We start from the raw sequence: 13,256 nt of genomic DNA on the forward strand, positions 1-13,256 counted from the left end.
GTGGGACATGGCTGAATACAAAAAGAAAGATTTTACCGGGCAGAACGTCGCCATGGACGGCAACAAGTACGAGGACTGCAACTTCACCGGTTCGTCGCTGACCTTCAACGGCGCCGCGGCGAACACCGTGGTGCTGCTACAGGCCCTGGCGAAAGATCCAGTGTTGATCGGCGTGGTTCACGGCTTTCTGCCGCAGTTCAAACCGAAATCGTAACGCGACGCGCTAAGTTCGCTGTGTCAGCCGCTCGGTGGCCTTGTTGTCGATGCAGCGAAGCAGGCTGCCGTTGAGATCGATCAGCGCGAACAGTCGAAGGCCGAAAGGCTCGGTCAAGGGCGGCGTCAAGCGCGGAATGGCGCATCGGTCGTTCGTCACGCCAGCGCGCGAGAAATCGGCGTAGAGCGCGTCGAGATCATCAACGCGGATGCAGGCTGAGAACGAACTTTGGAACGGATCGAGATCCGGGAAGGGGAAAAACTCCAGTTCCAGCGATCCGCGCCGCAGGATCATCCAGCCGGAATCCTTCCAGGACGCGGTGAAGCCGAGCGGCGCGTAAAATGCCTCCGTCGCGTCGAAGTTGATCGCCGGCAGGTTTGCGGTGATGCGGTCGGGCATCTAGACTGCGGGCGCAATCGGTTCGGGTTCAGCGGTGACCGGGTCCTTCTCGCCGCGTGAAACAACGGTCGCGACGACGAGATCGCCGGTGACGTTGAGCGTGGTGCGGCACATGTCGAGGAAACGGTCGACGCCGAGGATGAGGCCGATGCCTTCAGCTGGCACGCCGACCATGACCAGGATCATCGCGATCACCGGCAGCGAACCCGCGGGCACGCCGGCGGTGCCGATGCCGCCGAGGATGCAGACCAGCATCACGACGATCTGCTGATTGAGCGAAAGATCGACGCCGAAGAATTGCGCCAGGAAGAGAACCGTCACGCCCTCGAACAGCGCGGTGCCGTTCTGGTTGGCCGTCGCGCCGACCGTCAGCACGAAGCGCGCGATCTTGCGCGGCAGCTTCAGCTCAGTTTCCGCGGCGCGGAGCGAGACGGGCAGGGTGGCGTTCGACGATGCGGTCGAGAACGCGACGACCATCGGGTCGCGGACTTGAGCGAAGAACGCGAACGGGTTCTTGCCGCCCAAGACCCAAACGAAAATCGGATAGACGATGAACATGTGGATCGCCATCGCGGCGACCGCGACGCCGACATAGGCCGCCAGCCGCGCCAGCAAATCCCAACCGAACAGGGCGGCGAGATTGAACATCAAGCAGGCAATCGCGATCGGCGCCACGCTGATGACGATGGTGAGGAGCTTCATCATCACTTCGAACAAGCCGGTGATGGCCTGTTGTAGCGCGTCCGTCGCTTTGGAGCGGACGAGGACGAGGCCGATTCCGAAAAACACCGCGAACACCATGAATGGCAGCACCTGGTTTTCGGCGGCGGCGGCGAACACGTTGCGCGGCACCAGGTCGAGAAAGAACTGGCCGAGATCGACGCGCTCGGGCGCATTCTCAACGATGCCGCGCGCGCTATCGGCATATTGCGCGAGCAAGCTCTGGGCGAGCGCTGGATCGACGCCGTCGCCAGGTCGGAAATAATTTACCAGCGCGAGGCCGATCAGCACGGCGATCGACGACACCACCACGGTCAGCGCCAATGTTTTCCATCCGACACGGCCAAGCGAACCCAGATCGCCCATCTCGGCGACGCCGACGACGATGGCGCTGAACAACAGCGGCAGCACCAGCATGAACAGAAGGCCGAGGAAGAGCTGGCCGATCGGCCCAGTGACGCTCGACGTCACCGTCTGCACCCAGGGCGTCTCGGCGCCGACATAGAGGTTCACATAGAGCCCGACCGCGAGGCCGATGAAGAATCCCAGAAACATCAAGACGTGGAACGGGATGCCGCCCTTTTTTGTCGTGTCCATCGTGTCTCGGCTCCTGGTGTTGAGCGTGGCTAGCGGCGCGAGCGCGGGGGATCAAGCGAACATGCGTTCTCGCCGTCGCTTCGCGGCTGCGAAAGCGAGAGGAGGGCGGAGACGCGGGACGGCAGTTAGTCGCCGGCAGCGGACACTTTTCAGGCAAGATACTTTCACCTCGACGGCTTGGCTGCTGAGGATCGCTGCAATAGTCTTCACCCGCATCCTCATGGGGGTTTCGATGACAGCGACGACAAGCGCTCCGTCGGCGAGCCGAGCCAAGCCGTCTTTTTACGTTTGGATGATGGTGGCATGCGCGGCCACCGCTGTGCTGGGCTTTGCGCCCACCTACTTTTTACCCATGGCGCAAGGCGCCTTTCGCGGCAGCGCTTTGGTGCATATCCATGGCGCCTTGTTCTTCGCCTGGACCGCGTTCGTAATCTACCAGACGAGTTTGGTCTCATCCGGCCGCGTAGCGCATCACCGCGAAGTTGGATTGGCCGGGATCGCTCTCGCGACCACCATGACGGTTCTCGGCATTGTGGTCGCGATTGTCGCGGCCAACCGCCAGATCGCCGCGGGTTTCGAGCAAGGAGCGAAGGCGTTTCTCATCGTGCCGCCGAGCGTGATGATCTTCTTCGGCGTCGTCGTAGCGTTTGCCATCGCCAATGTGCGTCGGCCCGAATGGCACAAGCGGTTGCTACTGGTAGCGACAGTTTCTCTTCTCGAAGCGCCGATCGCCCGCTGGTTCTTGGTTCTCCTTGCGCCGCCGGGCGCCAATCCGCTGGCGCCGCCCCCAGTTGCCGTCGCACTGATGCCGGGCCTTATCAGCGACGTGCTGATCATCGCGGCCATGATTTACGATTGGCGGACGCGCGGCAGACCACATCCGGCTTACCTCATTGCCGGCGGCGCATTGTTGGTGCTTCAGTTGGTTCGCGAGCCTATTTCCGCGACGCAAGCGTGGGGCGCCATAGCCACTTGGCTAACCGCGATTGGCGGCTGACTCAGCGAGCATCCGCATCGGGCCAGCAGTCGCCATCGGAGTTCACGTCGTCGTATCACCCAAAACGCGTGAAGGGCGCTGAGGGGGGAGCAACCCTCAGCGCCCTTCTTCAGGACCAAACCTAAATCGTCAGCTTGGGAGCTACGCGACGATCTGGGCGGCTTGGTTCATGGCGGACATCGCGAACGGCGCGAACACGGCGCAGGCGGCGATCAGAGAATAAAACTTGGTCATCGGACTGGCTCTCTTCGAAACTTGCTTCAGGACATGATCTGCGCGGCTTGGTTCAGCGCGGCGTAGGCGAACGGCGCGAACAGGGCGGCGGCGAGGAAGAGGCTGTAAAACTTGGTCATTGGTGGCTCCCGTTGGTGAAGCGCCATCGCTTCGATGAAGCTAACCTAATGGGCGCCTAACCTTGTCGCCGTGACGGTGGTCACGCAGCTGCGGCGGGGAGGGCGGATGCGGTAGTTCCGCAGGAACGGCGCTGCGTGCGCAGCCGTTCACGGGCGAACCTCATTCCTGGAGCGCTCCCATGATCGATCTGTCGCCGCTGTTGTGGATTTCGCCCTACGTCGCACTCGCGGCGCTGCTGTTTCTCATTCCCACGGTTGATCGTTGATCGCGAACTAGCCGCCGACCAGCTTCGCAACACCGCGATACGCATCCGCTGCGATCAGCTCCTGCGGCGCGCCGGCGGTTTTGCTGCGGAGTTCGGCGCTCCAAAGCACGTCGTAGGCGGCGTTCAGTTTCTTAGCGGACCAAAGCCGCGCTTGGGCGGCGACGGCGTCGCGTTCTTTCCAGAACACGGGCGGGCGAAGCTTGGCGACGGCGTCGATGGGTGACGCGCCAGCGTCGATCAGCGCGCGCGCTTCGCGGAGCTGGTGCAGGCGGCGGAGCAGGGCGCGCAGCGCCGAGACGCCGGAAAGCGCATCGATCCGGGCGAGCGATTCTACCGCTTGCGCGGCTTTGCCTTGCGCTGCGGCGAGGGAGGCGGCGTCGAGCGCGCTTTCGGCTTCGCTGGCCATCAGCGCTTCGAGATCCTCGGTGGTGACGGCGCGGCCGAGGTCGTGCGTGAACAGCGCGAGCTTCTCGATTTCCTGACGCGCAAGCCCGCGATCGCTTGGCAGGAGCGCAAGGAACGTATCTTCAGCGCCGCGATCGAAGGCGATGTTGAGTTCTTTGGCGAGCGCTTTCGCGAAGACCGCGCGTTCGGCCTCGGTCTCTTCGTAGAACGGAATGACAGCCCCGGCCTTGGCGTTCGTAAACTGTTTCACCAGCGGCGCGGTTGAGCCGAGATCGCCGGCTTCGATGATGAGATAGCCGCCGGGATCGCCGCGCTCGATGGTGTTGAGCGCATCGACGATGGCGTCGTCGGCCGCTTTGCCGCTAATGCGCGCCCAGACGATGGTGGGGCCGCCGAGTAGTGATTGCGCGGAAAGCGCATCCGACAGCTTGGCGCCGTCCTTCTTGATCTCGCCTTCATCGAGCTTGGTCACGGCATACGGATCGTCGCTCTTGCCCATCGCCCAGGCGCTCAAGCGCTGCGCGGCTTCGTGCACGAAGCTTTCGTTGGGGCCGTAGAGCAGGACGGCGCGGACCGCTTTGTCCGGCTTGTCGAGAAAGCGCCGGATCGAGGCGCCTTGGATCTTCACCGTTGCGCGCCCTCGTCGCGCGCTTGCGCCATGCGGAGCGCGAGTTCGGCGCGGAAGCGCTGCGCCATGGTTTCGGCGGCGCGTTCGCGCGCGTCATCCTGCGCGGTGATTTCGCCGAAGGCGGCGGTGGGGATGGCGTAGTTCACGACGGTGAAGACGGAGCCGCGCATCACCTGCGCGCCGGGGGCTGCGGGCGTCAGAATGTAATTGGCGATCAGCCGAAGCTCCGCGCGCGTGGCGGATTCGTCGATGCGGATGCCGAGGGGGGTGACGGTTTCGGAGAGGGTGATCTGCAGCATCGCCGGCGTCGTGCCGTTGTTCTCGACCGAGAGGAGGCGATCGAGCTCGGTTTTTAGAACGTGACCGGCTTTGCCTTCGATCATCTCGACCGTCACAGGTCCGATCGCGGCACCGCCGCCGGGCGGGGCGTACATCGGCGAGAAGCCGCAAGCGGCAACGAGCAGGGTGAGACTGGCGATCAGTGCGCGCATGGCTTCCTCAGTTCGCGACGATATTGACGATCCTGTCGGCGACCACAATCACCTTGCGGACGGTCTGTCCTTCAAGGAATTGCGCCACGGACGGGTGTTTCAGGGCCATTTCCCGCACATCGGCTTCCGGCGCGCCCTTGGGCGCTTCGATTTCACCGCGTTTCTTGCCATTCACCTGGATCGGCAATGTGACGCTGTTGCGCGCCGCCAGTTGCGGATCGGCCACAGGCCAGGGCGCGATCGCCAGCAGGCCCTCGCCGCCGAGCGTCTCCCAGCACTCTTCGGCTAGGTGCGGCATGTAAGGGGAGATCAGCTGCGCCAGGATGCGCAGCGCCTCGCCGCGTGCGTAGATGCTGGCTTCGTCGTCGCCCTTCAGCTTGGCGATGGCGTTCACCAGTTCGTAGCAGCGCGCGATCGCGACGTTGAAGCGGAAATGCTCGATGTCGTCGGTAACGCTTTGAATGGCGCGGTGTGCGAGTTGGCGCAGCGCCAGCGACTCGCCTTCGGCGGCGCGGTTGGGTGGCGTGTCGGTTGCCTTTGGCGCCGGCTTTCCGTGCGCGTCGACCAACGTCCAAACACGCTGCACGAAACCCCACGCGCCTTTGACGCCGGCGGCCGTCCATTCGACGTCGCGCTCCGGCGGTGAGTCGGACAGCACGAACCAGCGCGCAACGTCGGCGCCGAAATCGGTGATGAATTCGCTGAGATCGACGACGTTCTTCTTCGACTTCGACATCTTCTCGATGTCGCCCGTGAGGTAGAGACGGCCTGCTTTCAGAGATTCCCGTTCTTCTGGGAGCAGCCATCCACCCATCGCCACCCTTGTTCCTGAAGCGCCGGCGACACTGTCGAATTCAAGAACGACGGCCGAATGGGGCGACTTTCCGAGCGCTTCCGCAACGGATCTCGCCCTGGAAGGTTCGTCTGGCGGGAGGGGATCGTCTTTGCTGAAATCCGTTGCGGCGTAGTTGTGCGTGAACGGCACGACCTCTCTATACGTCTCGTGCACGACCATGCCTTGCGTGAACAGGCTAGCGAACGGCTCGCCGTTGGCGGGACCTTCGAGGTAACCGCAATCGCGGAGGCCGCGCGTGAAGAAGCGCGAGTAAAGCAGGTGCAGCACCGCGTGCTCGACGCCGCCGACATATTGGTCGACCGGCAGCCAGTAGGCGGCCTTTTTCTGATCGAACGGCGAGGTTTCGTTTTTCGGATCGGTGAAGCGGGCGAAGTACCAGCTTGAGTCGACGAACGTATCGAGCGTGTCGGTTTCACGCGTGGCCTTGCCGCCGCACGTCGGACAGGCGGTGTGTTTCCAAGTCGGGTGGCGGTCGAGCGGATTGCCCGGATGCTCGCGGTCGAACGTGACGTCGTCCGGCAGCGCGATCGGCAGATCGCTTTCCGGCACGGGCACGACGCCGCATTTTTCGCAGTGGATCGCCGGAATCGGGCAGCCCCAATAACGCTGCCGCGAAACGCCCCAATCGCGCAGCCGCCATTGCGTCGTCGCCTCGCCTGCGCCGAGCTTCACCAATTCTTCGACGGCGCGCGCAATCGCGGCGCGTGAGCCGAGGCCATCGAGGAAGCGCGAATTGTAGGCGACACCGTCGTCTGTGTAGGGCTTGTCGGCAACGCTGAACGTCGCCGCGTCTTCGCCGTTCGGCAGCACCACCGGGATGATCGGCAGCTTATACGTGCTGGCGAAAGCGTGGTCGCGTTCATCGTGGCCCGGGCAGCCGAAGAGCGCGCCGGTGCCGTACTGCGACAGCACAAAGTTCGCCGCCCACACCGGCAATTCCCAGCTCGGATCGAACGGGTGTTTCACGCGCAAGCCCAGATCGACGCCGAATTTCTCGGCTTTTTCGATGTCGGCTTCGCTGGTGCCGAGGCTTTGCGCGCGCGTGATAAACTCGGCCACGTCGGCGTTTTCGATCGCGGCTTGCTTGGTCAGCGGGTGATCGGCGGCGAGCGCGACAAAGCTCGCACCGAACAAAGTATCGGGCCGCGTTGTGAAGACTTCGATCTGGTGCTCGCCGCTCGTGCCGCCCGGTTCGCGATCGACAATGTCGAACTTGAAGCGCGCGCCCTGGCTTTTGCCGATCCAGTTCGACTGCATCAGCCGCACTTTGTCGGGCCATTTGTCCAAGCCGCCGATCGCGGTCAGCAGATCTTCAGCGTAGGCGGTGACGCGGAACATCCATTGCTCTAGTTCGCGCGTTTCAACCGGTGCGCCAGAGCGCCAGCCCTTGCCATCCACCACCTGCTCGTTGGCGAGCACGGTGTTGTCGACCGGGTCCCAGTTCACCTTTTGCTTTTTGCGATAGACCAAGCCCTTCCGCCAAAACGCCAGGAAGATGGCTTGCTGGTGCTTGTAATAGCTCGCGTCACACGTCGCGATTTCGCGCGACCAATCGATCGCGAGGCCCAGCAATTTGAGCTGCTCGCGCATCGCGTCGATGTTGTCGTAGGTCCAGCCTTTGGGATGGACGTTCTTTTCGATGGCGGCGTTTTCCGCTGGAAGCCCGAACGCGTCCCAGCCCATCGGGTGCAGCACATTGTAGCCGTTGGAGCGGCGGAAGCGGGCGACGACATCGCCCATCGTGTAGTTGCGCGAGTGGCCGACATGGATGCGTCCCGACGGATAGGGAAACATCTCGAGCACGTAGGCTTTCGGCTTGCCGTTAGCCTCTTCGGGTGAAAGCGCGCGGTCGATGCCTGCCGCGGCCCAACGCGCGCGCCACTTCGGCTCGACTTCTCGATGATTGTAACGCGACATTCCAACGCCCTCTTATGGGGCGTTTCGTGGCGGCAAACGCCCCGCCTGTCTAGTTGCCAACCGTGCTCAGCCGAAGCTGACGCGCGCGCGTAAGGATCGCGTTCTCGATCTGCACTTCGGTGTCCGGATCAACCGTCGCGTCCACCCAAGCGCCGTTCGCTTGCTGCTGGCGGAAGATCGACACGTTCAGCGCGTCAGCGCGGAGGCGCGTATCGAGGATATAGACGGTCGCCTTGAAGCGTTCGCTCGGCGTGGTTGGATCGGAATACCAATCGGTGATGATGACGCCGCCGAAAGGATCAGCCGACGCAAGCGGCATGAAGTTCAGCGTGTCGAGCGAAGCGCGCCACAGGAACGAGTTGACGCCGATGCCGGCATCGCCGCCGCCACCACCGCCGCTGCTGCTCGAGCCGCCGCCGCCGAGTGTCACGCCGCCGCCGCGGCCAGCGTTGTCGTCAGCGCGCGAGCCGCCGCTATCGTCGCCTCGGAACATCGAGCAAGCGGAGAGCGCGAGGGCCGCGACCATGAAAAGTGCGCCCCTGAAGAGCAAACGCCCAGCCGTCATTCGAATTTCCTCCGCTTTCGTGTCGCCACGCCATCCCCAGGCGCTCGCTCCTATATCATGGGCGATTGGCAGGGCCAGTGGGGCACTGCGAAGCTGGCGATGTTGTGACGGGGTTCGCTTAGATGGTTAATCCACCGGAACCGAAACAACTGCCCCGGTTTTGACGAAATATTCGCGGGGGCTGTGTCCTAAAGTTCACTGCGGATCAGTTCCTCTTAAGCTATATTGGCTGGTCAGGTGCTGAAGCTGAGGGGAAAAGTCCGGTGTTTAAAGGGTCTACATGGGTGATCGCGGGAGCCGCCGTCTTGGCGTCGGCCGGCGTCGCGCATGCTCAGGACCGCGCTCCGGTCGCCCCAGTGACTGCGCCAGGCGTGTCCGCCCCCTCGTCGGCGGTACCTTGGTACCAGCGCTTTACCACCTCTAGCGGCGTCACCGAACAGATCACCGGCGAGAGCGAGAACGACCGCTTGCTCGCCCCGGCGTGGACGCTGAACCAGCGTTGGGGTGTGACCCTGGATGTCCGCGAGGCCGAGCGTATCGAGCGCCTGCCAGAAGTCAGCCGCGGCGATCAGGCGTCTGTGGGCGCCTATTACCAGTTCACACCGAGCATGCGCGTGGGTGGTCAGTTGAGCGTCGAGACGCCGGATACGGCGCCGATCACAGCGCAGCCGCAAGAGCACGAAGAGCCGAACGCTGGCGTTCGGATCGAGTCGGCGTTCCGCTTCTAAGCATTCATCAGAGCATCAATTGCAGCGACGCCGGCGAAACCGCGTCCAGCGAGTAGCCGTGCATTGTGCGCGGTGACGCCGCCCAGTGCGATCACGGGAATGGCGCTGCGTTGTGCAAGTTGGCTGGCGCGGAAAACGCCGAGCGGCTCGCGCCGCAGCTTGCTGCGTGTGGGAAAGACGGGACTGAGTATGCACGCATCGGCGCCGCATGCGGCGGCGCGGGCGATGGCGTCAACGTTATGCGCGGCTGCGATTATGAGACCTGGTCCGTCGCGCGCGAGGATGCGTGTCTCCGGCCAGTGCACACCGGCGCCGACGCGGCGTGCCAGTTCGGGATCCGCCGCGATCAACAGAATGAGCGCCCGGGACCGGCAAATCGCGGCGAGTTGGCGCGCGATGTGCGCACGGTCGGTTGCACCGAAATGGCGATAAACCACGGCTGTGCCGCGCGGCAGCCGCTTGGCGGCGGCCACTGGATCGGGCGTGCGCTTTGGATCGGTCAAGAAAAACAGTGCTGGAATCGCCGGGCTGCCCGCGGCGCGGTTGAGCCGGCGCGCCAGCGCGGCTAGCTGATAAGGCGAACCCATGAGCGCTTCTTACTCCGACGTCGCCGCTTCACGCGCCGAGATTCTCGCGCGGATAGCGGCTGCCGCGAAAGCGGTGGGACGTGCGGCGGACGCCGTTGGTCTGGTCGCGGTGTCGAAGCTGCAGCCGGATGAGCGCGTCGACGCGGCGTTAGCGGCAGGGCTGCGCCTGTTCGGTGAGAACCGGGTCCAGGAAGCGCAAGCGCGCTGGGTCGATCGACGTGGCCAGTTCGATGCTTTGCGCCTGCGTCTGATTGGGCCGTTGCAGAGCAACAAGGCCGAGGACGCGGTGCGCTTGTTCGATGCGATCGATGTGCTCGATCGCCCGAAGCTTGCCGCTGCGATTGCAGGCGCCGCGCAGAAGGTGGGGCGGTGTCCCGAGTTGCTGGTGCAGGTGAATACCGGCGAGGAGCCGCAAAAGGCCGGAATCGCACCGCCCGAAGCGGACGCTTTCATCAAGGAAGCGCGCGAAACCTACGGGCTCCCCGTCGTCGGCCTGATGTGCATTCCGCCTCTGGAGGAGGAGCCGGCGATGCACTTCGCGCTCTTGGCGAAGATCGCCGCGCGCAACGGATTGGCTGAGCTCAGCATGGGGATGAGCGACGATTTCGAGACGGCCATCCGCTTTGGCGCGACGCAAGTGCGCGTCGGATCAGCGCTTTTCGGCGCCCGGGTTTAGGCGACAGTCATTCCCTAGTGCATACCTTGTCCTGTAAGCTGGGGCGGACATGACGCGCGAAACCACTATCCTGATCATCGATGACGATACCGACCTCCGCCAGGCGCTGGTGGAGCAGTTCGATCTTGAGCCCGGTTTTGGCGGCGTCGGCGCGGCGAACGCGGCCGAAGGCCTCGCGGCCGCCGAGAGCGAAAAGCCGGCCGTGATCGTGCTCGATGTGAGCCTGCCGGACATGGACGGGTTCGACGCGTGTCGGAAATTGCGCGAGCAGGGCGTCAAGGCGCCAATCATCATGCTAACGGGCGCGGCGCAGGAAGAAGAGCACCAGGTGCAAGGCCTCGACGCCGGCGCCAACGATTACGTGCTGAAGCCGTTCAAGTTCTCGGTGCTGCTGGCGCGCATACGCGCGCACTTGCGCAGCCACGAAGCCAGCGAAGACGCGGTCTATCGCATTGGGCCGTACGAGTTTCGTCCGTCGATGCGGGTGCTGGTCGATCAGACGCAGAAGAAAGTACGGCTGACCGACAAGGAAACCTCGATCCTGCGCTACCTCTATCGCTCCGGCGAAAAGCCGGTCGGGCGCGAGGAGCTGCTGCGCGAAGTGTGGGGCTACAACTCCAACGTCACCACGCACACGCTGGAAACGCACATCTATCGCCTGCGCCAGAAGATCGAGCCGGACGCGCAGAGCCCAAAACTGCTGATCACCGAAACCGGCGGGTATCGGTTGCAGGTTTGATTCAGTGCGAGCACTGATTAACCGCGTCGGCTGCCGCAACTCTTAAATATGCCTTGCTAGCGTGCTCCTTGGAGCATCGGCATGAAACGCTTTTTGGCGGCGATGGTGGTGGTTGGCGCACTGAGCGCCACGACGCCCGCGTCCGCGGATGAATTGTGGATGTACGGCGCGGTGGTCTGCCAGGGCGACCGCGCGATGGTGCGTTTCGCCGCTGCCTACAATGAAACTGCGCCGGTGTTTTCGGCGCCACCCGCCGCGGTCGATCGCGGACTCTCCAGAATTGCGATTCGTGATCCCTCTACTTGCACGTTCGATGACGGTCGCGTCGTTCACCTCGCTCACACCATGCTCGCGGATGCGACCCCGTACGGAATGGCTGGCGGGATTTCCTCGAACGTCTTTACCCTCAGCATCGGCGATCGCGTGCTTTATCGACGCGATGCGATCTGGCGGACCAGAGAGCCATTTCAGACGCTCGCCACCGTCATCATCGAGCCGGAGCGCGTGCTGGAGTGCCGCTACACCGAAGGTAGCTTAGAGCCCGAGCAGCCTGGCCGGCCGCAAACCTGCACGAACGCGTCGCAGCGCTTGGCGGGTCTCGAACCAGACCGTTCGCGCGGCGCGCCGGGGACGCTGCATCTCGAACGGTCAGCGCCGGGTGAGGAGGGTTTCTGCCGCGCGCTCGTTGTGCCGGCGGCGCGGCTATTCAGCTCGCCACTGGATGCCTGGCCCGCGTTCGTGAGCAGCTTGCCCGCGGAGATGATCGTGGATCGAGAAGACGCAAGATATCGCTTGAGGGATAAATTGCTCGCGGACGGCTTTGATCTCGACAATGACGGCGTTCACGACCGTCCGGTCTTGATCGAGAGCGAGGGTAATTACATCGACGCGGCATATTGGGCGTTGCCGCCACGGCCGGTGCGAGAACGAAGGATCATGCGCGCCGACGCGCACGACTTCACCGACAATGTCGATACGCTCCGTGCCGAAGGCTGGCGCGTCTTTGCTGGGGACCAAACCACGTACGGTGAAATCCGCTACGTGACGTTGACGCCGATCTTTCGCTTCGGCGACACCTATTTTCACGCGCGTTGGGCTGTTCCGAACCAGCCGCTCAGCGACCTTGTCATGCGGCCAGGGCCAGATGGCGGCATGGACGAGGTTTGCGTCTTCACGGTCGTCCCGGCGCTCTAAACGGCGCGCCGCTAGCCGAGTTTGGCGAAGTCCGGTGGGCGGCGTTCGAGGAAGGCGGCGAAGGCTTCCGCGGCTTCAGCCGATTTGAGTCGCTCGCCGAACAGTTTGCCCTCTTCATTCATGCGCTCACTCAACGCGGCGCGATTGCGCATTAGGTTCTTGGTGAGCCGCAGCGATTCCGCTGGCTTCTTTGTCAACGCCACGGCGGCCGAGCGTGCGCGTGTTTCCACTTCGGCGGAGGGCAACGCAGCGTTGGCGATGCCGAAAGCAGCGGCATCCGCGCCGCTCAACGGTTCGCACAAGCCGAGCAGCGCGAAGGCGCGGGCGTGGCCGATGCGGGCGGGGAGCGTGAGGCTGGAGGCGTTCTCCGGCACGAGGCCGAGGTCCGTGAACGGCGTTGTGAGTTTGGCGCTTTCGGCGACGTAAACCAGATCGCACTGGAGCAGCATCGTCACACCCACGCCGACGGCGTTGCCTTGCACGGCGGCGACCACCGGCTTCTCCGCTTCGATCATGCGCCGCAGGAAGCGCTCAACATGGCGCGGGCCGCTGACGGACCCAGCATTCTGCGCCGCGAAATCCATCAGGTCGTTGCCGGCAGTGAAGAAATCGCCGGCGGCGGTGAAGAGGATGGCGCGCACGGCCTTGTCTGCTGCGGCGCTCTCCAGCGCATCGGCCATCGCGCCGTACATGGCGTTGGTGATGGCGTTCTTTTTGGCCGGGCGGTTGAAGCGGATTTCCAACACCGCGCCGTCGCGCGTGACCAGGATGTGTTCGTCGCTCATGGGTAGGGCCTCCGAGCGAGTTTCTACACTGCGCCTTCAATCACCGCGAGGATGCGCCGTTAGGTCAGGTGTTGGAAAGCTGGAGCGCGCGCCTCCCGGCGCGCATGCGGGCCGGAGGCCCGCGCTCCAACCTGCAAAC

General features: G+C 63.8%; 14 protein-coding genes. 6 read left to right on the forward strand and 8 right to left on the reverse strand.

Annotation, left to right across the window (positions count from 1 at the left end; genetic code table 11):
• Positions 1-7 precede the first annotated feature (7 nt).
• Entirely contained in the window at positions 8-214 is a 207-nt protein-coding gene (locus DSM104635_RS19280) for a hypothetical protein (protein ID WP_158767869.1), read from the forward strand.
• 9 nt (positions 215-223) lie between these two features.
• Here the strand turns inward: DSM104635_RS19280 and DSM104635_RS19285 are convergent, their stop codons facing one another.
• Together DSM104635_RS19285 and DSM104635_RS19290 are read right to left on the reverse strand one after the other, a co-directional pair.
• Positions 224-613 (reverse strand): bleomycin resistance protein, encoded by a 390-nt coding sequence (locus DSM104635_RS19285; protein WP_158767870.1) that lies wholly within the window; start codon positions 611-613, stop codon positions 224-226.
• Positions 614-1,930: a dicarboxylate/amino acid:cation symporter gene (locus tag DSM104635_RS19290; protein WP_158767871.1), complete on the reverse strand. Its 1,317-nt coding sequence runs from the start codon at positions 1,928-1,930 to the stop codon at positions 614-616.
• Between the two features lie 232 nt (positions 1,931-2,162).
• On the opposite strand from DSM104635_RS19290, the gene DSM104635_RS19295 reads away from it, so the two are divergent.
• The gene (locus tag DSM104635_RS19295) at positions 2,163-2,927 is read left to right on the forward strand and encodes a hypothetical protein (RefSeq protein WP_158767872.1); all 765 of its coding nucleotides are present in this window, start codon (positions 2,163-2,165) and stop codon (positions 2,925-2,927) included.
• Positions 2,928-3,553: 626 nt separating this feature from the next.
• Here DSM104635_RS19295 and holA read toward each other — a convergent pair.
• Genes holA through DSM104635_RS19315 form a run of 4 tightly spaced genes read right to left on the reverse strand, consistent with a single transcriptional unit; the run spans position 3,554 to position 8,408 of the window.
• Positions 3,554-4,579, reverse strand: a complete 1,026-nt coding sequence (gene holA, locus DSM104635_RS19300) for a DNA polymerase III subunit delta (RefSeq protein ID WP_158767873.1) — start codon at positions 4,577-4,579, stop codon at positions 3,554-3,556.
• Positions 4,576-5,070 carry a hypothetical protein gene (locus DSM104635_RS19305; RefSeq protein ID WP_158767874.1) on the reverse strand — a complete coding sequence of 165 codons (495 nt, stop codon included), beginning with the start codon at positions 5,068-5,070 and terminating at the stop codon, positions 4,576-4,578. The genes holA and DSM104635_RS19305 overlap by 4 nt, the downstream gene beginning before the upstream one ends.
• 7 nt (positions 5,071-5,077) lie before the next feature.
• Entirely contained in the window at positions 5,078-7,843 is a 2,766-nt protein-coding gene (gene leuS / locus DSM104635_RS19310; RefSeq protein WP_158767875.1) for a leucine--tRNA ligase, read from the reverse strand.
• 49 nt (positions 7,844-7,892) lie between these two features.
• Entirely contained in the window at positions 7,893-8,408 is a 516-nt protein-coding gene (locus DSM104635_RS19315; RefSeq protein ID WP_158767876.1) for a DUF3576 domain-containing protein, read from the reverse strand.
• 284 nt (positions 8,409-8,692) lie between these two features.
• On the opposite strand from DSM104635_RS19315, the gene DSM104635_RS19320 reads away from it, so the two are divergent.
• A complete protein-coding gene (locus tag DSM104635_RS19320; RefSeq protein ID WP_158767877.1) occupies positions 8,693-9,136 on the forward strand; it encodes an NtrZ family periplasmic regulatory protein in 444 nt (147 codons plus the stop codon).
• Here DSM104635_RS19320 and DSM104635_RS19325 read toward each other — a convergent pair.
• Positions 9,133-9,723 (reverse strand): thiamine phosphate synthase, encoded by a 591-nt coding sequence (locus DSM104635_RS19325; protein ID WP_158767878.1) that lies wholly within the window; start codon positions 9,721-9,723, stop codon positions 9,133-9,135. The two genes, DSM104635_RS19320 and DSM104635_RS19325, sit on opposite strands and share 4 nt — an antisense overlap.
• On the opposite strand from DSM104635_RS19325, the gene DSM104635_RS19330 reads away from it, so the two are divergent.
• The 3 genes from DSM104635_RS19330 to DSM104635_RS19340 all read left to right on the forward strand — a co-directional run bounded on the left by DSM104635_RS19330 (position 9,722) and on the right by DSM104635_RS19340 (position 12,332).
• Complete coding sequence (locus tag DSM104635_RS19330; protein WP_158767879.1) at positions 9,722-10,399, forward strand: YggS family pyridoxal phosphate-dependent enzyme; 678 nt, start codon at positions 9,722-9,724, stop codon at positions 10,397-10,399. The genes DSM104635_RS19325 and DSM104635_RS19330 overlap by 2 nt on opposite strands.
• Before the next feature lie 49 nt (positions 10,400-10,448).
• Complete coding sequence (locus DSM104635_RS19335; protein ID WP_158767880.1) at positions 10,449-11,138, forward strand: response regulator transcription factor; 690 nt, start codon at positions 10,449-10,451, stop codon at positions 11,136-11,138.
• An 81-nt stretch (positions 11,139-11,219) separates the two neighbouring features.
• The gene (locus DSM104635_RS19340) at positions 11,220-12,332 is read left to right on the forward strand and encodes a hypothetical protein (RefSeq protein WP_158767881.1); all 1,113 of its coding nucleotides are present in this window, start codon (positions 11,220-11,222) and stop codon (positions 12,330-12,332) included.
• 11 nt (positions 12,333-12,343) lie between these two features.
• Here DSM104635_RS19340 and DSM104635_RS19345 read toward each other — a convergent pair whose 3' ends face one another.
• Positions 12,344-13,117 carry an enoyl-CoA hydratase-related protein gene (locus DSM104635_RS19345; RefSeq protein WP_158767882.1) on the reverse strand — a complete coding sequence of 258 codons (774 nt, stop codon included), beginning with the start codon at positions 13,115-13,117 and terminating at the stop codon, positions 12,344-12,346.
• Between the last annotated feature and the right edge of the window lie 139 nt (positions 13,118-13,256).

The organism is Terricaulis silvestris, assembly GCF_009792355.1.
Taxonomy (GTDB): Bacteria; Pseudomonadota; Alphaproteobacteria; order Caulobacterales; family Aquidulcibacteraceae; genus Vitreimonas; species Vitreimonas silvestris.